The organism is Bremerella sp. JC817 (assembly GCF_040718835.1).
Lineage (GTDB): Bacteria > Planctomycetota > Planctomycetia > Pirellulales > Pirellulaceae > Bremerella.
On record NZ_JBFEFG010000241.1, the window covers coordinates 134,047 to 153,902 of the forward strand.

Annotated in this window: 18 protein-coding genes and 1 tRNA gene; 11 read left to right on the plus strand and 8 right to left on the minus strand. The window is 57.2% G+C overall.

From position 1 onward, the window contains the following. Positions 1-2: 2 nt before the first annotated feature. The 3 genes from AB1L30_RS02870 to AB1L30_RS02880 all read right to left on the minus strand — a co-directional run bounded on the left by AB1L30_RS02870 (position 3) and on the right by AB1L30_RS02880 (position 1,942). Positions 3-476 (minus strand): VOC family protein, encoded by a 474-nt coding sequence (locus AB1L30_RS02870; RefSeq protein ID WP_367011849.1) that lies wholly within the window; start codon positions 474-476, stop codon positions 3-5. 95 nt (positions 477-571) lie between these two features. Further along, the gene (locus AB1L30_RS02875; RefSeq protein WP_367011850.1) at positions 572-1,663 is read right to left on the minus strand and encodes an exo-alpha-sialidase; all 1,092 of its coding nucleotides are present in this window, start codon (positions 1,661-1,663) and stop codon (positions 572-574) included. Between the two features lie 3 nt (positions 1,664-1,666). Beyond that, a complete protein-coding gene (locus AB1L30_RS02880; protein ID WP_367011851.1) occupies positions 1,667-1,942 on the minus strand; it encodes a MoaD/ThiS family protein in 276 nt (91 codons plus the stop codon). Between the two features lie 298 nt (positions 1,943-2,240). Here AB1L30_RS02880 and AB1L30_RS02885 point away from each other — a divergent pair. The 7 genes from AB1L30_RS02885 (at position 2,241) to AB1L30_RS02915 (ending at position 7,915) form a co-directional block, all read left to right on the plus strand. Beyond that, a tRNA-Pro gene (locus AB1L30_RS02885) sits at positions 2,241-2,315 on the plus strand. Between the two features lie 177 nt (positions 2,316-2,492). Beyond that, positions 2,493-3,629, plus strand: coding sequence for a hypothetical protein (locus AB1L30_RS02890; RefSeq protein WP_367011852.1), 1,137 nt, complete (start codon positions 2,493-2,495; stop codon positions 3,627-3,629). 184 nt (positions 3,630-3,813) lie between these two features. Next, positions 3,814-4,422 (plus strand): HXXEE domain-containing protein, encoded by a 609-nt coding sequence (locus AB1L30_RS02895; protein WP_367011853.1) that lies wholly within the window; start codon positions 3,814-3,816, stop codon positions 4,420-4,422. Between the two features lie 62 nt (positions 4,423-4,484). Continuing rightward, positions 4,485-5,039, plus strand: a complete 555-nt coding sequence (locus AB1L30_RS02900; protein WP_367011854.1) for a hypothetical protein — start codon at positions 4,485-4,487, stop codon at positions 5,037-5,039. A 65-nt stretch (positions 5,040-5,104) separates the two neighbouring features. After that, entirely contained in the window at positions 5,105-5,869 is a 765-nt protein-coding gene (locus AB1L30_RS02905; protein ID WP_367011856.1) for a hypothetical protein, read from the plus strand. Positions 5,870-6,114: 245 nt separating this feature from the next. Continuing rightward, a complete protein-coding gene (locus tag AB1L30_RS02910; RefSeq protein ID WP_367011857.1) occupies positions 6,115-6,651 on the plus strand; it encodes a PAS domain-containing protein in 537 nt (178 codons plus the stop codon). A gap of 13 nt (positions 6,652-6,664) precedes the next feature. Then, positions 6,665-7,915, plus strand: coding sequence for a methyl-accepting chemotaxis protein (locus AB1L30_RS02915; RefSeq protein ID WP_367011858.1), 1,251 nt, complete (start codon positions 6,665-6,667; stop codon positions 7,913-7,915). Positions 7,916-7,983: 68 nt separating this feature from the next. On the opposite strand, the gene AB1L30_RS02920 is transcribed toward AB1L30_RS02915, so the two are convergent. The 3 genes from AB1L30_RS02920 to AB1L30_RS02930 all read right to left on the minus strand — a co-directional run bounded on the left by AB1L30_RS02920 (position 7,984) and on the right by AB1L30_RS02930 (position 11,328). Continuing rightward, positions 7,984-8,967 carry a ParB/RepB/Spo0J family partition protein gene (locus AB1L30_RS02920; protein WP_367011859.1) on the minus strand — a complete coding sequence of 328 codons (984 nt, stop codon included), beginning with the start codon at positions 8,965-8,967 and terminating at the stop codon, positions 7,984-7,986. After that, the gene (locus AB1L30_RS02925) at positions 8,960-9,706 is read right to left on the minus strand and encodes a ParA family protein (RefSeq protein ID WP_345084410.1); all 747 of its coding nucleotides are present in this window, start codon (positions 9,704-9,706) and stop codon (positions 8,960-8,962) included. Before AB1L30_RS02925 ends, AB1L30_RS02920 begins: the two co-directional genes overlap by 8 nt. A gap of 320 nt (positions 9,707-10,026) precedes the next feature. Beyond that, positions 10,027-11,328 (minus strand): DUF1015 family protein, encoded by a 1,302-nt coding sequence (locus AB1L30_RS02930; RefSeq protein ID WP_367011860.1) that lies wholly within the window; start codon positions 11,326-11,328, stop codon positions 10,027-10,029. A gap of 193 nt (positions 11,329-11,521) precedes the next feature. On the opposite strand from AB1L30_RS02930, the gene AB1L30_RS02935 reads away from it, so the two are divergent. After that, positions 11,522-12,976 (plus strand): DUF4375 domain-containing protein, encoded by a 1,455-nt coding sequence (locus AB1L30_RS02935; protein ID WP_367011861.1) that lies wholly within the window; start codon positions 11,522-11,524, stop codon positions 12,974-12,976. Between the two features lie 116 nt (positions 12,977-13,092). On the opposite strand, the gene ahcY is transcribed toward AB1L30_RS02935, so the two are convergent. Then, entirely contained in the window at positions 13,093-14,421 is a 1,329-nt protein-coding gene (ahcY, locus tag AB1L30_RS02940) for an adenosylhomocysteinase (RefSeq protein WP_367011862.1), read from the minus strand. A 252-nt stretch (positions 14,422-14,673) separates the two neighbouring features. Continuing rightward, positions 14,674-15,342: a phosphoribosylanthranilate isomerase gene (locus tag AB1L30_RS02945; protein WP_367011863.1), complete on the minus strand. Its 669-nt coding sequence runs from the start codon at positions 15,340-15,342 to the stop codon at positions 14,674-14,676. Positions 15,343-15,575: 233 nt separating this feature from the next. Between AB1L30_RS02945 and AB1L30_RS02950 the strand changes: the two genes are divergently transcribed. The 3 genes from AB1L30_RS02950 (at position 15,576) to AB1L30_RS02960 (ending at position 19,833) form a co-directional block, all read left to right on the plus strand. After that, positions 15,576-16,883, plus strand: coding sequence for a hypothetical protein (locus tag AB1L30_RS02950; RefSeq protein ID WP_367011864.1), 1,308 nt, complete (start codon positions 15,576-15,578; stop codon positions 16,881-16,883). Positions 16,884-16,977: 94 nt separating this feature from the next. Beyond that, positions 16,978-18,411: an AAA family ATPase gene (locus tag AB1L30_RS02955; protein WP_367011866.1), complete on the plus strand. Its 1,434-nt coding sequence runs from the start codon at positions 16,978-16,980 to the stop codon at positions 18,409-18,411. Positions 18,412-18,420: 9 nt separating this feature from the next. After that, positions 18,421-19,833, plus strand: a complete 1,413-nt coding sequence (locus tag AB1L30_RS02960; protein WP_367011867.1) for a hypothetical protein — start codon at positions 18,421-18,423, stop codon at positions 19,831-19,833. Positions 19,834-19,856: the final 23 nt, after the last annotated feature.

Genomic DNA, 19,856 nt, shown 5'->3' on the forward strand with positions numbered 1-19,856 from the left:
CACTAGGCGTCGTTATAGGCAGTTTGCAGGGCATGCAGATCGAGCTTTTCCATCTGCATCATCGCGGCCATCACCATTTGTGACTTCGCAGGGTCAGGATCGCCAAGCAAGGTTTTGAGCCTTGTCGGGACGACCTGCCACGAAACTCCGAACTTGTCTTTCAACCATCCGCAGCGGGAAGGCTCGCCACCTTCAGTAAGCTTGTCCCAGTAATAATCGATCTCTTCCGCCGATTCGCAGTTGACGACTAACGAGATCGCTTCGGTGAAGGTGAAGATCGGTCCGCCATTCAAGGCGACAAAGCGTTGGCCTTGAATCTCGAACTCGATGGTCATGATCGAGCCCTCGGGGCCTGGACCGACCTCGCCATAGCGGGTTTCAGAAAGGATCTTGGCATCGTCGAAGACCGACACGTAGAACCGAGCCGCTTCTTCCGCTTGATCGTTGAACCAAAGAAATGTCGTAATACCTTGCATGGTTTCTCTCTCCCGAGATTAGAACGAATCGCCTGTTTACCAAGTAGTCGTTCTCGCATCTCCTCATTCGACAATCAGCGAAAAACTTTTCCTCCCTAAATCACGGCCGCTTTGACACAGTTAATGGGAGGCAGCGATTCAAAAAGGCAGGTCCAGCCATCACCACCTTCGTTGCCCATCCACAACTGACCGGTCGTCGTTCCGAAATAGACCGCTGGTGAATCGCACGAGTCGATTGTCATGGCGTCTCGCAAGACCGTGAAGAAACCATCTTTCTTCGGTAGCCCTTTGGTCAGCTTCTTCCACTTGCGGCCGCCGTTGGTGCTTCGCCAAACAGCGGGCTTACCTTCCGGACAGGTTCGCGTCGACGGTTCAAGCGGTACCACGTAGATCGTTTCAGGATCGTGCGGATGCACGACGATCGGAAACCCAAAGTCGGAAGGCAAACCTTCCGCGATCGATTCCCAGGTATGCCCGTAATCGTCGCTCCGCAGCACACCGATGCCAGGCCGATCGGGCCAACCGCCATGGTTTTGCATATAAAGCCTACCGGGTGCGGCCGGATGCCGGGCAATCTTATGAACGCACTGACCAAACTCAGGATAAGGATTCGGGACGAAGCCAGCGCCGACGCCGTCATTCGCGGCATCGAATGTCTTGCCGCCATCCTCACTTAGATAATGTCCCCCTGTCGAAATCCCCAGATGGATCCGGTCGCCATCCCGGACGATCGTATGCAGACAAAGCCCGCCAGCCCCAGGATGCCAATCTTTGGAATGTTTATGGTTGCTGATGCCTGAGATCATCTCCCACGAGTTGCCGCCGTCTTCGCTGTGAAACAACGCCGCAGGCTCGACACCGGCATACAGGTCTTTGCTGCCAGGTCCCGCTTCAAGCGCCCAGATGTTGGCGAGCGAGCGGCCATCTTTCCCCGGGAAGGCTGGGGCCGACTTGGTTTCTTTGAACTTCTTCCCCAGGTCGGTCGAGGTCAACAGCTTCATCCCGAACCAGGCGTTGCAGCTAGACGCGAAAAGACGAGGCGATTTGCGGGTATCGATCAACGCCGAATAGACCGCCACGCCGGATCCGAACGGGCCGCGAAGTTCAAAACGGCCCCGCGACTTGCTGGCCTCGGCGACAAACAGTCCCTTCTTCGTTCCTATGCACAAAACAACACGATCGGCCATGGGTTAGCCTCCTGAAACGGCGGTCATGATGAACAGAACATCGTCTGGCGTCAGCGGCGTGGCGAGCCCTTCGGTCCGATGCAGCAGGTCGTCATTCACAAACAGATGGATATGCTTGCGGACCGCCCCGGTCTCGTCGCAGACGCTGCGAAAGAGATTGGGGCGTTCTTGCTGAAGCTGATCGAGGGCTTGCTGAACAGTGGCCGCTTCGACCTGCACCTGGGAAGCCCCCTGGCATTCCGATCGCAGCATTGAAGGAATCTGAATCGTGATAGGCATCGTACTACGGCCCCGGAAAAACAGAACGCCAATCTAACGGGGGCTCGGTACAGAGGTTCCCCTGCTATCTGGTCGATTGAAAGAGACAAGCTTCGACAAGCAGCTGAGAAAATTTTTATGGGGCTGAAATCGGCAATAAGTGGCCATTTCGCCCTTATCTGCACTTTCTACCCCAGAGAATGCCAGCACCGCGAACCATTTCCAGCAAGATTCCTCTAAGAAATTAGCAACTCGACCCCAGATATGGCATTGGCCCACATTGTCAGGTCTGGGAAGGGACGCTATTATTTCAAGTCCACGGGGTGTAGCGCAGTCTGGCTAGCGCATCTGCTTTGGGAGCAGAGGGTCGTAGGTTCGAATCCTATCACCCCGACTTTTAATCAGCATCAAATCCCGCCGATGGTCGAACAACGACTGTCGGAGGGATTTTTTGTTGGCTTCTTGCCTCGCAGAGGCTTCCCTGGGCGAACGTTGGCCCTGTCGTTGGGTCATGTTACCGTGTGCGTTGTCGCACTTCTGGCCTACTTTCTCTTATCTGCCTTGGGTTGCCATGCTCGCCATTATCCAAGCCGCCATCCACGACCTGCCGCGGATCCGTTCTGACCAAAAAGAGTGGCACCGCTTTCAGTACCGGGAATCGAAAACCGAAGCCGGCGAGTTCTGCGACGCCAACGACTCTGCTCGGTATTTGATCCTGACGGCACTTCAGTTTGCGGCGACCGATGAAGACGAATCGCTCGTGCGTTACTTGCTACAGCAAGAAATCCAACTGCTGGAGAACGATCCGTACCAAGGCTATGGCGATAAGGTTCGCCTGGCGAGCTACCTTTTGATGCGGTGGCATCGTCTGGATGACTTCTGGCTTTATGCGGACGCCAAGTCAGCGAACTTCGATACAGCGTGCGGGTATGATTCGCAGTTCCTGGCAATCCACGGCCCTGAGGCCGCCACCGCCCGACTCGCTTCGCGCGAGCATCATGCTGGGCAGTGGCTGAAAGAAGTCCTCTTCGACGAGGAAGGCACTTTTCGCTGGAACGCCTCGGAAATGGAAGCATGGCAGGCCGCCCTTGCCGACTACTTTCCACGCGATCCAGAGGCGGTTTCGATCAGGGGCTGGATCGAATTGGCAATCGACTTACAGCAACTAGCCGAGGCCAAAGTCCTTCTCGAGCGTTACCGGCTCGAAACCGAAGAGATCGACTTCTACTGGTTGGTCTTTACCCAGAAGCAACTAGGCGACCTGCCTGGGGCGCTCAGCACTTACCGGCAAATGCTGGCCGCTGCCGATACCAACTGGGATCGCGTTTCTGAGAGCCATTCGATTGCCGATGTTCTCTTTCAACTTGGCGACGTCCAAGAGGCCTGGGGGACGATTACGTCCTGTGACGCGATGCTCGATCAGATCGAGGGTTGGCACGAGGTCGGCCTTGGACGTTCGTTGGTCGAAACCGCTTTCAAGATCGCCGCGGTCGCTCCGGATCCCACCGCAATGGAAGCATTTCGCTGGGCCTGTTATCGGCAGAGCCAACTGGAAACGAACAGCCAGGTGATCTTCGAGGCCGCCGTTTCTGCCGCCAAAAAGCTAAATCAGCCAGAACAACTCGTTTTCTACGAGGCGGAACTTGCCCAAGAGATAGCATCCGTTCACTCTCCGCTTGAAGGCCTGGAAGACTCAGCGGAAGAATAGAGCGAACTTCCGCTCGTAATGGTCGTATCAATTGTGTGGCCCCAGCGTTCATCTTCGTTGCGAGACGAAATCGGTGTCATGAATCTCGACCTAAGCTTGCGAAATTGCCAGCGGACTGGTTGTCTGGCTGGAATGTATTTACGCGGAAACTTCACTCGACGCCTCCAACTTAAGAGTTCGTCCCATGTGGACCTGGCTAGTTCGTGATTGGCATTGGCCGGCTGCGGCACTTTTCACTTCGCTGTTCCTGTTGGCGCTGACGCCCATAATCGCCGCGTCCGCTGGTCTGGCATTGACGCTGATCTTCCTGCAGTTGCCGCTCTACATGATTCATCAATTCGAAGAGCACACCGGCGACCGGTTCCGGCTTTATATCAATCGCACGATCGTTGGTGGACGCGAAGCGTTGACACCGGCAGCCACCTTCTGGATTAACTCGCTGGGAGTGTGGGCAGTCGACCTGGTAGCGTTGTACCTCGCCTGGTTCGTTGGGCCGGCCTGGGGACTCGCGGCTGGTTACCTGGCCGTGGTGAACGCCCTACCTCACATTGGCATGACGATCAAACGTCGCGAATACAATCCCGGCGTCATCACTGCGGCGTTATTGTTTCTTCCGCTGGGCGGCTGGTGTATCTTGCAGTCAGGTGCCGGTGCTAGCTGGACGTTTCATCTGTCAGCCTTGGCGGTCGCGATTGGCGTGCACGTGGCCATCGTGATCCATGTGGCTCGCCGTCTGGCAAAGCTTTCCAAGACAGGTTCGTCCGCTGACCTTCCGCGCGGAGCCCACGCCTAAGCGATCTCCGATGAAATTGGTAAGCGGCGACTATAGTCTCTTCCGTGCCAATGGAGTCGAGTTTGCTTCGCTACCTGGTCCCGAAATTTGATCGAGCCGATTTCCTGCCAATGCTTCATGCGGCTGCGATCGGAGCGGTAATCGCTGGGTTGTACGGCATCCTCCACGATCAGATCACCTACTCGATATCGCCGGAGTACTTCACCCGATTCAAGTTCGATCAGTTTGCCTATGCTGACCTAAGATTTGGCGATCGGGTGTTCGTGGCAACGATCGGATTTCTGGCGACCTGGTGGGTTGGCATGTTTGCCGGATGGTTCCTCGCGCGATACTACTTCCCAGGCTGCCCGCGCGAGATGGCCTGGCGAAATGTCTTTCGCGCGATGGGCTGCTTATTCCTGGTGACCTTCTTGTTCGGAGCCGCGGCCTATGGGTATGGATTGAGCCTTGGACCTGGTACCGATCTTTCGACCTGGCAACCAATGCTACGTAGCCTTCGCATTGAAGATGGTACGGCATTCGTTCGCGTCGGCATGATCCACAACGCCGGTTATCTCGGCGCATTGGTCGGCTTGATTCTGGCAATCGTACTGGTGCGGCGATCGCCGATTGCTTGATTGCCACCGTGCCGCCAACTACACTGCCCTCCGAATCAGGTGGATCGAATTAGGAGGAAGCTGTCATGCTGGAAGTCCGAGCGGAATTTGAAAAAGAGTTGACTGCGCGCGGCCTCACATTCGAGTTTGATGCCGAGACCGATCGGTACCGCGTTCAAATCGAAGACTTCGAGATGATGGTCAACTTGGACAACGTGGCACGCGATGTCGAAGCCAATGGAGACCTGAAGCGGGTCAGCCGCTTCGTTGATGCGATTGTCGAAACGGCCCACCATCCCGACGACGCCCTCGTCGCTGAAAACCTCTACTGGTCGCTCGAACCGAACGACTACGATCCGCCGGCAGACATTCGTGTTCCACTGAGTGGCACCACCGACCGCGTATTGGTGCATATCTCTCCCGGTGGTCGCACGATTCGCTGGGTCACGCCCGAGATGCTGGCAAAGATTGAACTTTCGCCTGACGAAGCTGGGGCAATCGCTTTCGCGAATCTTGATCGAGCTTTGGCCGCTGCCACCTTCGAATCGCAAACCGTCGATGAAGCAAAGCTTGGTTACTTTGTCACCGACTTCCCTTGCAAAGCAGCCCTGTTGCTGGCTCCGACTCTGCGCGACATCGTCGAACCAACGATGGGCTGGCCTGTGTTGGCCGTCGCGCCCGATCGAGATTTTGTGTACGTGTGGGGAGCTGAATTCCAAGCCTTGACGGGACGTGTTGGACCGGTCGTAGTTCGCGAATTCTCCAACGCGTCGTACCCGATTTCAACCGAAGTCTGGTCGATTGACGACGACAACATGCAGGCGATTGGCGAGTTTCCAACTAGCTCTTAGTCGCCGGAGTTCTGTCGAGATTGAGCTTTCGTGATGACTTTCCACTTCGCGCGGTTATTCTGATATCGCCCTGCCGGCTACCCCTTCTGCGGAAACCCACACGCTGTCGATCGCTAGCACGCCCCTTAGTTCTTTCCCATATTTTCCGCAGCGAAGGCACCTTGTTCCCGGCACTCCATGGGGCAGCTGCCGTTTGCAGCATCGTATCGCAGACTGACATCTGCTGAGCTTGTGGGGCAAGGGGCATGACCAGAAAGACCATCACACCGACCGGGCGAGAACGTACCTTCGGACTCGACGAAATCATCGTCAGCAAGACCGATCCGAAGGGCATCATCACCTACGCCAACCACACCTTTTTAAAGGTCTCTGGCTACTCGGAAGAAGAGATGCTCGGCGCTCCGCACAATATCATCCGGCACCCCGATATGCCGCGATGCGTGTTCCATCTGTTATGGAACACGATCTCCAGCGGCCACGAGATCTTTGCCTACGTCGTCAACCTCTGCAAAAACGGCGATCACTACTGGGTCCTGGCTCACGTCACGCCGACCTTCAACTTGAAGGGTGAAATCGTTGGCTACCATTCTAGTCGCCGCGTGCCAGATAAAGAGGCGATCGAGACCATCGTCCCGATCTACGCCCAGCTGAAGAACATCGAAGACTCTGCCTCCGACTGGCGCACCGGCATGGAAGAAGCAGAACACACTCTTGGTAACCTGTTGGCAGACTCCGGTATGACCTACGACCAGTTCGCCTTCTCCTTGGTCAAGTGCGTTTAGGAGCCTGACACCGATGTTACAAACTGCCGAACAGCCCTCGACCGAAGTAAGCCGCGAGCAACTCGAAGCTCGTGTCGCTGAACTGGAAGCCAAGATTGCCCAGTACGAACATTGGATGGAAAAGGCAACCATCGTCTGCGAACACGCCGCCCATGGTGACCTGGAAGCGAGGCTCCTTCATATTGATGCCGATGGCGATATGCAGCGGATGCTGGTCAGCATCAACTCGCTGCTCGACTATACCGATGCCTTCGTTCGCGAGGCCAAAGCTTCGCTGAGCTATGCCGCCCAGGGAAAATTCTTCCGCCGTGTCATCCTCCGTGGGATGGTCGGCACCTTCAAACATGCCTCGCTGCTGATCAACGAATCGATCTCTGAAATGCGACGTTCTTCGGATGAACTCGCCAACGCGGAGGTCCGCCGACTGGCTATCGCTGACGAGTTTGAAACGACGGTCAAAGAGATCGCCAACTCAGTCGAATCCGCCGCCACCGACATCTTCGACGCCAGCGAACAACTTGCGTCGGTTGCCAACCAAACAGCCCAACAAGCCGCGGATGCCTCACAAGCAGCCAACCGAACCAAGGAAAGCGTCTCGCAGGTCGCCGACTCTTCGGAGCAACTTGCCACCAGCATCGGACAGGTCAAACAGCACGTGGGCGAAGCAAACAATGTCGTCGAACGTGCGGTCAACGAATCGGAACAAGCGACCTCGATCGTGGTTGGACTGGAGCAGTCTTCCTCCCGGATTGGAACCGTGGTCGATACGATCGCTCAGATCGCCAAGCAAACGAACCTGCTCTCGCTAAACGCCGCAATCGAAGCCGCTCGGGCAGGTGAGGCGGGTCTTGGCTTCGCCGTCGTGGCGGCCGAAGTTCGCAAACTGGCGGAGAAGACTCGCGACGCAACGGAGCGAGCCAAGGCAGAGATCGGCAGCGTGCAAGACTCGTCTGGGAAAGCGGCCGAAGCGATTACTTCCTGTGGCAACCTGATTGCCGAGATCCATCATGTGAGCGAGACGATCTCGAACCTGGTCGATCAACAGGCGACCGCCACCACCGAAATCCGCGAGCATGCGGTCGACGCGGCAGAAGAAACCACTTGCGTCTTCGAGAATATCAATCAGACGACCGAAGCCGCCAGCGAAACGCGCCACTCGACCGAGACCCTGGTTAGTGCCGCGACCGAACTGCGACACTTCTCGAGCAAGCTCTCGCAGAGCGTCGACCATCTGCTGAAGTCGATCCGCAATCCTTGCGACTAGCGCACAAAAAAAGGCGGAAGCTAATTTGCTTCCGCCTTGGATCTGGAATCGTCGATCGAAATCGCAAGCTACGCGGCGCGGCGTTGCTCTTCCATTTCCGCCAACAGGTATTCGTTCAAGCGATCGAATTCGTCGGCGTTCTTGAAGTGGATCACAATCTTGCCACCCTTGGTCCCTTGTTTGATGTCGACCTTGGTGCCGAGTGCCATCCGCAAGTCTTCTTCCAGCGAGACCACCTGCTGCGACTTGGTTCGAGCACCCTTCTTGGCTGCCGGAGCCGGAGCGGCTCCCTCTTCGCCATTCAGGAAATCCTGGACGGCCTGTTCGGTCGCTCGGACACTCCAGCCTTCGCGAGCGATCCGCGTGGCGAACTCGCACTGGATTTGTTCATCACCCAGTGGCAACAAAGCTCGGGCATGTCCCTGGGAAATCTCGCCGCTGTGAACGGCCGACTTCACGGCATCGGGCAGATCCAACAGACGCACCAGGTTGGCGATCGTGCTGCGGTCGACCTTGATTCGATCGGCCAACTCGCTTTGGGTCGCGTTGTGCTGTTCGAGGTACCGCTGGAAGCTGATTGCCTTCTCCAGTGGGTTGAGGTCTTGCCGCTGCAGGTTCTCGACAATGGCCAGTTCGGCCACCAGGCGATCGTCCGCTTCACGGATCAACGCCGGGATGGTGTCCCAACCGGCGATGCCGGCCGCACGCAAACGGCGTTCACCGCTGATCAACTGATAACGATCGCCCATCTGGCGGACGACGATCGGTTGCAGGATATCATGCTCTTTGAGGCTCTCGGCCAGCGAAGCGATCTCGGCGTCGTCGAAGTTGTGACGAGGCTGGAACGGGTTCCGATCGATTTCACTCAGGGCGATCCGCAGAGCATCCGACTTCTGCGAAGCTTCCTCGGTGATGTCCGATTCCGCCAGGCGAGGACGGAAAGGAAGCGTATCGGTTGCTTCTTCTGGCATCACGACGTCCGATGCGGCTTCATCGGTCGGGTCTCCCAACAAGGCTGCCAATCCACGTCCCAATCGCTTTTGTCTAGTCACGATCCAAAACCTCCATGCACAATTCCATATGAGCGCGAGCCCCGCGACTGCGAGGTGCGTGGGTGATTACTGACTGCCCGAAGCTGGGTGCTTCGGAAACCCAGTGATCCCGGGGGACCACCGTATCGAAAACAATATCGCCGAAGAAGTCGCGAACTTCCTGCTCGACTTCGTGCGTCAGCTCCAAGGTTGGGTCGTACATCGTCAGGACGATGCCGCCGAACTCGAGCTTGCCAGGTGGCCGCCGCATGACGTCGCGGATGACCTTGATCATCTGCGTCAAACCTTCCATGGCGAAGTACTCGGCCTGGATCGGCATCACGACTTCGGTGGAAGCGGCCAACGCGGTCTGCGTGATCGCGCCCACCGAAGGAGGGCAATCGATCAGCACGTAGTCGAACTGGTTCATGCCAGACTCGAGGTGATTGGTCAGGACCGCGGAAGTCGACTTCTCGCCCCCGGCCAAACGCTCGACATCTTCAAAGCTGCGGCTACCAGGAACCAGCGAAAGGTTCTCGATCTTGGTCTGGATAATCGAATCGCCCAGCGGCTGATCCGAGACCAACGGATGACGTTCGGTCGGCTGATGGCCGATGCCGGTCGTCGCGTTGCACTGAGGATCGAGATCGACCAGCAGCGTGCGCATGTCGGCCATTGCCAACCCAGCGGCCAGATTGATGGCCGTGGTCGTCTTACCGACGCCTCCCTTTTGGTTGGCAATGCACAGGATGCGAGCCATGGTTCCTCAGCATGATGGTGATCGAAAATCCGTTTTCGAGGAGCGGATTTTAGACACCAACCCAAAAACGAGGAAACGGCACTTTGCGTTTCTGGGGACGTGTTTCACGTGAAACAGTTTCCGCATTCCTCACTGTTTCACGTGAAACACCCATTTTGACACTCTGGCGAGGTCATTCCAAAAGGGAGCCACCTCGAGCAACGATTGCCAAAGGTAGAAAGCCGGACCTGCAGATCGGTCCGGCGAGGCATCCAGAGTTGCCCCTCGGACCTGTCAGAGATACGGGCCCGAGGGAATTGTTCCACGTGAAACGGTAGCGATCAGGCAAGACGATTGATCACCAGTCCGCATACCGGAGCCGGGTCGGTTTCAATCTTATGGAAGAAGCTGACCTGACGTTCCAGGAACGATTGGTATTGGGTCATGCAGACCGGGCGGATCATCGCCGCCAAAGAGATCTCGCCCCCTTGGTCCTCTTGCAGGACTCCGACCAGGTTCTCGACTGACCGGGCATAGGTCTGCTTGGCATCGGCCGTTTCCAAGAGCTCGGTTAGGACCAGCCACTCCCAGAGGTTCTCGTCGAGGTCACGCCAGGCTTCGTCTCGCTCTGGGGTCGCTTCCTCCATGCGGACCTGACCATCGGCGGTGAGCATGACCGAGACCCAGGTCTGGTCCGCTCCGCAGTAGATACCAAAGTGCCCCAACTCACTGCTGGTCTGCATCTCTTCCCATAGTTCGGCGGCTGCCTCCAGACCTTTGTCCATCACCTGGCAGTCGAAGTGAACGCCAAGCTTCTCGACCAGTTCGCTGCTGGTCAGACGCGGCGCGGCATGCGCGAGAGGAAACCGGAGCTTCGGCTCGAAGCCTGGCTCGGTCAGCTCGAAGAAGGCGGTCAACATGAAGTTCGCTGGGTGCATCGGGGTCAGTTCGCCACGCTGAGCAAGTTCGTACCGGTTGAGGGTTGCCGGCAGGAAGTCGTCCATGGCGTTGCGGAACATCTGACGATGGGCCATCTTCTCTCGGATCTGGCCAATCACCTGATGATCGGTGACTGGCCACAGTCGATGTACGACCCCAGCTTCATCCTTGGCGATCAGAGGCGTCGCGGTTGCAATCTGGTTCTCCAGAACCTGCTGCACCGAAATGCTTGAGTCCGCATACAAGGCGATGCCAGGACGAACATTGGTCTGCGTTGCCCGGAGCATCTCCAAGGCTTCCTGGGCTGGTTGGTTGAGCAAGAGCAGCAGGGCTTCGTATTGCTGTTGGTCGATCTCCTCCAGAGTCAGCCCGGCCAGGAACCCTCGGCGGGTCACCCGCTGGCCGTTCCAGTCGAAATCCTGGTGATAGACATAGATCGCTGGGTCGGGCTCGCGTTGCAAAACACCTTGCCGCTGCCAGTCGGTCAGGAAGCGGCGGGCTCGCGTGAATCGGTTGTTGAGTTGGTCGTCGCCAGGCTCTTCCCGGTTGGCCAAGATCCGGATGACGTTGGCCGGATGACGCTCGAACAACGAGTCGACCAGGGTCGGATCGGAGGCGACTTCAGCCGGGGAGATAACCTCGGCCAGGGAACCAATGTGGCCCAGATCGTATCGAAGACCGTGCAAAGCGCGGATGTCAGGCATGGATTTCATTTCTTTCGCAAGCGTCATGTTTCACGTGAAACAACCTACCTGTTGCAATTGGAAAAGTCCAAGGGGGCATCACCAAGGCCCCAACTGCCCGTCGATAGACCCCCGTGGGTGGATGTGAGATAATCAAACAGACGCCTGTTTTCCCTGCCCTGCCCTCGGAACCGATTTGTAGATTGCCTTGCTGATGAATTGGTCTTTCAAGACAGGCCTGATGATCGCTGTCCTGATCGTGGTCACTTTGCTCACGACGGTCGGGATCGTGGTCCACCGGAACTTTATGGCCAAGGCTCGCTTTCAGCGTTGGTTGGCTTATCCGTCGCTTGCCAAGCTGGATCGTGAAGATTTGGAGGAACACAACTTCCGGGCTCCGGACGACCTGGAGGATGCCGAGATCGAGTCAATGGTCGCTCAGCTCTTTCAAGAAGAAGACGACAATTGGAATGTCATGCGGCTGTCGGTGGTGGGTGGGCGAGCTGTTCCGTTCCTGGTGAAGGCGCTGGACGATCCCCGTATCCGGTCGCAGTCTTTTGAGGAGGTCACCACCGGATATGGCCATTCCCCATTGGATCGAATCGTCTACCTCCTTGCCCCGCTCGGTCCGCAAGAGGCGATCGCGCCGCTAACCAAGCTGGTTGATCTGCCCGATCCAATGCTGCGTCAAGAAGTCGCCTATGGGTTGGGAGCGATCGGCAAAAGCGATTGTGTCGAACCATTGCAAAAGCTACTTGCCGACCAGGATGTGGCTGTGGTCGTGAACGGTCTCAATGGAATTCAGGATTCCATCACCGAACAAGTAGCGTCCAAGAAGTTCCTCCGCGAGATCTTCCCAGCTGTGGATGCGGTCCGCGGAAAGGACCTGGACATCTACGACTTTGGAGTTTCGGCCGAAGAGCTAATGCTACAAATCGACGCCGATCGTGCTGTTGCCACTCTGGTGACCAAAGACAGTCTTCAGCCAGACAATCTGACCACAGCCGATGCTTTAGACGCACTTAACGATCACGAAATCAAGATCCCCCACGAGATCTTGTTGCCACTGATCGAACAGGCCAAAGCCTCGATTGACGAAGAACGAATGTACTGGGTCTACCTGGCGGCGGTTCAAGCTTATGCCAACAACCCAGATAAGAACACGGAACAATTCCTGATCGAAGAGCTCACCAATCCAGTCATCGAATACCCAGAACACATCGGCGAGATCTTGCTGGAGATGAAGGGAATTGAAGCTCCAACCTATTACGTTATGGATCGTGTCTTCGAGTTCGAATTCGACCAACTCTCGGACTCGCATCAGAAGTATTGGGCTGTCTGGAGCTATATGACGGACGTAACCGACAGCGGCCACGAGGAATACTTCCTGACAACTCCCGTTGCCGAACAAAAGGTTGCTTTGAACGCCCTGAAAGAAATGGGAGCGAACAAGATCGCCGGCATCTTCGAGGCAGCCTCGATTCAAACCGGCACCATCGAGGCCAACCAGGACGAAGACCTGGCAACCGCCTACAAAGAGATCGCCCGGCACGATCTTCCTGGGCGTGATCCTTTCGAGAAGTTCGACGCTGCCTTCGCGCAGTCGGGTGAAAACCTGGAGACGATCTTGATCCTATTCGTTCTGAAGCATCCAGGCGCATTCCAGTAGTCGATTTGGTTGCCCCACCAATGCAGGGCAATCCGACAAGCACAAAAAAAGGCCTCGTCACCGGGACGAGGCCTTTTTCTTAGCTGGTCACAAGAGCCGCTTGGGCTCGGGTCCGCTTAGTAGCGGTAGTGATCTGGCTTGTAAGGACCGTTGACGGGCACACCGATGTAGTCGGCTTGAGCCTGCGACATCTTGGTCATCTTCACGCCGAGCTTATCGAGGTGCAAGCGAGCAACTTCTTCGTCCAGCGACTTCGGCAGAACGTGAACACCCAGTGGGTACTTTTCAGCGTTCTTCCACAGTTCGAGCTGAGCGATCACCTGGTTGGTGAACGAAGCCGACATGACGAACGATGGGTGACCAGTTGCACAGCCCAGGTTCACCAGGCGGCCTTCGGCCAGGATCAGGATGCTGTGACCATCGGCGAACGTGTAACGATCGACTGGGCCACCTTCCTGCGAGCTTGGCTTGATGCACTCGCGGGTGACGTCCTTCTGACCGTTAATCCAGGCCATGTCGATTTCAAGATCGAAGTGACCGATGTTGCAGACGATGGCGTCGTTCTTCATCCGGCTCATGTGTTCGCCGGTGATGATGTCACGGTTGCCGGTCGTGGTGACGAAGATGTCGGCACGATCGCAGCATTCTTCCATCGTGGTGACTTCGTAACCTTCCATCGCGGCCTGCAGGGCGTTGATTGGATCGATTTCGGTGATGATCACGCGAGCACCGAAGCCACGCATCGACTGGGCACAACCCTTACCGACGTCACCGTAACCAGCGACAACGACGATCTTGCCGGCAACCATCACGTCGGTCGCACGCTTGATACCGTCGGCCAGCGATTCGCGGCAGCCGTACAAGTTGTCGAACTTGCTCTTGGTGACCGAGTCGTTGACGTTGATGGCTGGGGTCTTCAGGTCACCCTTCTGGTGCATCTGGTATAGACGGTGAACGCCCGTGGTGGTTTCTTCCGACAGACCCTTGATACCGTCCAGAAGCTCGGGGAACTTGTTGTGGACCATGGCGGTCAGGTCACCACCGTCGTCCAGGATCAGGTTCAGCGGCTTGCCATCGGGGAAGAAGATGGTCTGCTCGATGCACCAATCGAATTCTTCTTCGGTCATGCCCTTCCAGGCGTAGACTGGGATACCTGCTTCGGCCATGGCTGCAGCAGCGTGATCCTGGGTCGAGAAGATATTGCAGCTGCTCCAGGTGACTTCAGCACCCAGCTCGACCAGCGTTTCAATCAGCACGGCAGTCTGGATCGTCATGTGCAGACAGCCTGCGATCCGAGCGCCAGCCAGTGGCTTTTCGTCGCGATACTTTTCACGCAGCGCCATCAAGCCGGGCATTTCGACTTCGGCCAGGTTGATTTCCTGACGGCCGCGCTTCGCGAGGGAGATGTCCTTAACCTTGTACGGAAGCTTTTCGACTTGCGACACTGTGAACTGTACCTTGTATTGAAAGGGACGGGGGGAGTGAGCCTTCTGCGGTCCGTGATTCCCGGCGGTCTCGCAAGGCTCAAATACGCACAAATTTGCGCCGTAACTAAACTGCTATGATAAAGTGCTGGCACTCTTTAGCAACCCGGGATGAAGGGGCCAGCTTAACGGGAAACCGTTGGTATCAGCTTCAAATTCAGGCAACTTTTTGCCCGAAATCCCTTCGCATGCGGTACCTATCGAAGTCGCCTATTACGTGATCGCGCCAAACGCCCGATGTGCGGCGGAGACAAATTGCTCGACTTTGACCATATCTTTCAGCCCTGGTTGGCCTGCAATCTCGACGCCCCCCGCCACATCGACCGCGGAAGGCCTCACCACGGAGATCGCTCCCGTCACGTTCTCGGGGGTCAATCCTCCCGCTAGCACGAAGCGCTGAATCAGCTCGTCCGACCGCCAGGTTGCGGCCAATTCCCAGTCGGAAAGATGTCCGGTCCCGCCATATGCCCCGTCGACGGCGGCGTCCATCAATTGGGCATGCGGTTGAAAGCCATCGGGAAGTGTCTTCCAGCGATGAAGTCTTCCGCGACTGGCCGCCATGATCGGGACGTTTGTTTCCTTATATATAGAGAGCGCCAACTCGGCCGTTTCGTCCCCGTGCAATTGGATCCAGTCGAGGCCCAACTTCTGATGGGTCTCGGCGATCTCTTCGAGCGAAGCGTTCACGAACAATCCGACGATCTGTACTTCGCCGCGGACGAAGTTAGCGATCCGCTCGGCGGTCGTCAGGTCGATTCGCCGTTTGCTCTTCGGAAAGAAATTGAGCCCGATCGCATCGGCGCCGCTATGAGCGACCGCGATCGCGTTCTCGAAATCGTTCAGTCCGCAGATCTTGATGCGGAACATCTCAGGCACAGGCATGATCGACTTGGTCCGTATATTCGTTAACCGCCACTGCAGACGGAATATTCTGCTGCGTGAAACCGATGCAAAGTGAATAGCGGCGATGTCAGGAGGACACCCCGTTCAGCTCTCAGTTCAGTTTACAGCATCCTTTGCTTTGGGTGACCCATCTGGTGTCTATGACTCAACCAAGATACACCCCACCAAAGTCCCGACACGGAGGTCTTTGGATTTGGTATCGAGCGATCGTCGTGGTCGTTGCCGTCCTGGTGGTCGGTCTGCCATGGTGTCGCACCGGGCAATCCGGTTTCATCGGCGACGGTCAGGCAACCATTGTCTCGGACTCGCGAGAGTCGGAAGCGCATGCCCACCTGGAACCGCTCGTTCAGGAAATCCTTCAATCCACAACCACCGATCAGCAGCTAGGCGACTACTTGGCACAAGACCCGCAGCTTCGGCGGGAACTGGGTGTCGAGGAAGAAGCCACCGCGATTGAAATCCTCCGCCGCCGAATGGAGATCAACCATCAGCGTGTCGGCGGCGAGATCACCATCGGCATCCACTTCTACGCAGGCAACCGCGAAAGTTGTTCGCAACTGATCGCCAACGTGCTCGAAGATTTCCAACGCGAGTTCAACGACTGGAAACGAGAAAAGGTCTCGAACATCGAAGGGACCTACTCTGGTCAACTCGAAGAGGCCAAGACGCGCGTCGTCGCGATCGACGCCGAACTGCGTGGCTTGCACGAAGGCATTCCTGCGGCTCCGGCTCCTGTGGCAACCATCACACCGCCAACTCGCCAGGTCAATCCGGAATGGTCGGCCGCGATGGCAGCGGTCTCCCAGGCCGAAGACGAACTGCGGAACATGCTCGAGACCCGAACCGACAGTCACCCGGTGGTGATCAATCAGCGTCGGAAGGTGGAAGAGGTTCGACAATCGCTGTCGGTTGTTCCTCAATATGCTGGAAGCGAACCGAAGCCACTTCCCAAGCCGCAGCTCGAGCCAACCCCCAACAACAACGACCGTCGCATCGCCGATCTGAGGCAGCAGCGTCAGCAGGCAGCGGCCCGGCTCAATTCGATCAACGGCATGAAGAAGGACGCCGACAAGGCTCTTGGCTTCCTCAATGGAATTGTCATGCATGTGCCCGGCGACCAGTTTCGCGTCGCCTCGATCGGGGGATCTTGGAAATCGACCGCATTGCTGGTCCTGGGTGGTTGGGCGATCTTCGCCGGGCTGATCTCGTTTCAGTTCGCATCAAGCGCCGCTCAACCTAATGTTGTTTCGACCTCGGGCAAGCTGGCCGCGGTTTCGCCGATTCCGGTTTTGGCAACGGTCACGGTCGATGCCGCGATTGGGCCTCCCCCCGCCAAACCTTGGCCGCTACGGCGGGTTTCGTTCTGGATCACTCGCCTGGCGGAACTCACCATTCTGGGTGTGGTTGCCCTGGTGGTGCTAGCAACCCAAACGCAGCCGGAGTATAGCCAGCTCCTCAAAGACGATCCCCTGGCAGCAGTTCGCGAAGTATTGCGCGTTCTGCCAGGAAGAGTGACATAGCATCGGATGGACGGCCCTCCGTTTGGAGAAGAGCCGTAAGAAATGCCGATGCAATGAATGACCCTTTGCTTAAATTGAAAGTTCGATCACCCGCATGGACGCGGAACTGATAGCCTTCCCCGGGACACGGATGACCATGTACGAAGAATTCTTTGGTTTCTCGCATCGCCCTTTTCCAAGCGTTCCGTCGCTCGCCGGATACGTGGAATCGGATTCGCATGCCGAAGCGATCGACACCATCTTGCGATGCGTTCGCCGAGACGAAGGTATCGCCACGCTGGTCGCCGCCCCAGGTCTGGGTAAGTCGACCATCGCCCTCCGCCTGCAAGACGAACTGGATGGTCAGTTTGAAGTAGTGCATTTGAACAGCGGACATTGCGGTTCGCGTCGTGCATTGCTGCAAGCATTGGCCTACGAGTTGGGGCTGCCTCATCGTGGTATGGAAGAAGGTGAACTGCGCATCCAGTTCGCCGAGTATGTCGAACGTGTCGACAGCCGCCGCTTGATGGGGATTGTCATTCTGGCCGACGAAGCCGATCTGCTGCCGATTCGTCTGCTGGAAGAATTACGTCTGCTGACGAACTTTGCTCACAACGAACGATCGCGGGTCTCGGTCGTGTTGATGGGCAACATGAGCCTGGAAGAACGACTGGCCAGCCCGTACCTGGTTTCGTTCAGCCAACGCATCGGAGCTCGGGCCTACCTTCAGCCCTTGAGCACTGCGGAAGTCTCTCTCTATGTTCGTCAGCAGATCAAGCAGGTAGGTGCCAAGCGAACGATCTTCGATGACTCGGCCATCGAAGCGATCGCTCGCCTGACCTCGGGTGTGCCGCGTCTGATCAATCAGATCTGCGATCACTCGTTGCTGCTGGCATCGTTGGGTGATATGCGAACGCTGGATGGCGAAGGGGTCGAAGAGGCCTGGGCCGATCTGCAGCGTCTGCCAGCACCAAAGCGTCAGATTCGTCACGACGCCGCCCATTCGACTGATTCGCTGATCGAATTTGGTTCGCTGGAAGAACCGACCGAAACGGTTGCCGAGTTCCCAGCGGTCGTCCGCTTCCAAGATCGCGAACAAGCTTCTGAAGAACAAGAGTTCGAGCCGATCGCTGCGGAAGAACCCGAAGTTGAGCTCACGTTCCAGAACGCTGCCAACCCATTCGAGGAACGGTTCGCCCAGGAAGAGGTGATCATTGACCGCTTCGCCTCGCTGGGGGATGCCGAGGTCAAAGGTATCCGCCGCGTGCTGAGCCCAAAGAACTCGGAGATTGCCGCGTTCCTGATCGGCACGGAAGAGAATCCTTCCGAAGTCGACGTGGTGCAACCAGAATACGCCGATGCCGACTCGTTGGTGGTTTCGCGTGACTTCTCGACCGATTCGACCAGCTTCACCAACCTGGACGATCGCGACATCATCGTGATCGAATCGCCAGCCGGTCAAGAAGAGCCAGTTCATCCGAAGATGCCTGCTCCACGCCGTCGTACCTATCGCCAACTGTTCTCGCAGTTGCGTCGCGAACACGCGTAAGCTTCCACCATGGCACGATTCCTGAAAGCACTGCAAGGTCTGCAATCTCAGGAGCCCGCGCCGACTTCCCCGCAGAAGTCGGCCTCGGCACCTCCTGAGACCCCGCCACCGGTGTCGAAGGAATCTCAGCCGGAAGCCGCCCGGGCCAACGCAGCCGAGCCGCGGCCGCCGGCCAGCCAGACCATCGTGCTGGAAGAACCGGTCGAGAAGCCCGCGAAGATACAGACGAAGGTCAAAGCAAAAGCCAAGCCTGAACCTGCTCCTGTGGAAGCTCCCGCAGAGCCACCCAAAGAATCGCCCCAATCGGCCGAACAGCAGCAGTTGATCGCCAAGCTGACCGAGCAGCTTTCGATTGTCTTGAAGCAGCGTGATACGATCGCCCGCGAAGTGCTTCAGGTTCGGGAAACGCTGCAGTCGCATGATCAACGGCACGAAGCCGAAATCGTCCGCCTTCGCGATACGCTGGAAGAACATGATCGTTCCGCCAAGACGATCGAGACCGATTTGAAGTCGATCGAATCGGAACTTCGTAAGCAGTTACAAGTTCAAGAAGAAGCGTTCGCCCAGAAGCTTCGCGAAGTCGAAGATCGCGTCCAGCGACAGGCCAAGGCACAGCTTGCCGCCGCTGCGGCAGCCGCCAAAGCAACGCCACCACCTGCTCCGGCAGTTCCACCAAAGGCTTCGGCACCATCATCTTTACCGACACCCGGACCCGCAGGAAGCACGCCGATATTTCGAGCCCCTGCCCACAAAGCGGCCCCGCAGAAGCAGATTCCGCACGTTGAGCCGATTCGGAAGGCAATCGCCGATCTGGACCAGCCCCACCTCGAACAGGAATTTGCGGATCTGAGCGAGAAGATCTTTGGTCCGCTCGACTTCCTGCTCTTAAGCGATCCACAAGTGATCTTTGTCGGAACCTGCGTGCCTGGCCAGTCCTCTGGGACGGCGGTCTTGCAGTTGGCGGCCTGGCTCAGTCAACAATCGTGCGACGTGCTGGTAATCGACGGAGCGATGCGTTCCAAAACGCTTTCCGAGCAGCTCGGTCTTCGCCACAGCCCAGGCCTGTTTGAAGCGGTCCGCCGCGAGACATATCGTCAGGATGGCACCTACGTTGATAGCGACTCTGGAATCGCCTTCATCCCAGCGGGCAAGTCGTCGTTCATGCTGACCACCAGCGAGCAGGACCTGTCATCACTGCGGGATCAGATTCGCGAGATCTTAAAGAGCTACCCAGTCGTGCTGATCGCAGGTGAAGGCCCCGACGTGGCGGCTTCGTCGTTGATGGCCCAGGTCGCCACGCGATCGTATCTTCAGGCCACGCTGGGCTATCTGTCGGCAGAAGATGTCGACGCCGCGGTCGATACGTACCGATATGCCGGAATCGAACTGAGCGGGCTGATTGCCACGAAAGTGATGAAATAGGTGCTATACTTACGTGCCGTTTG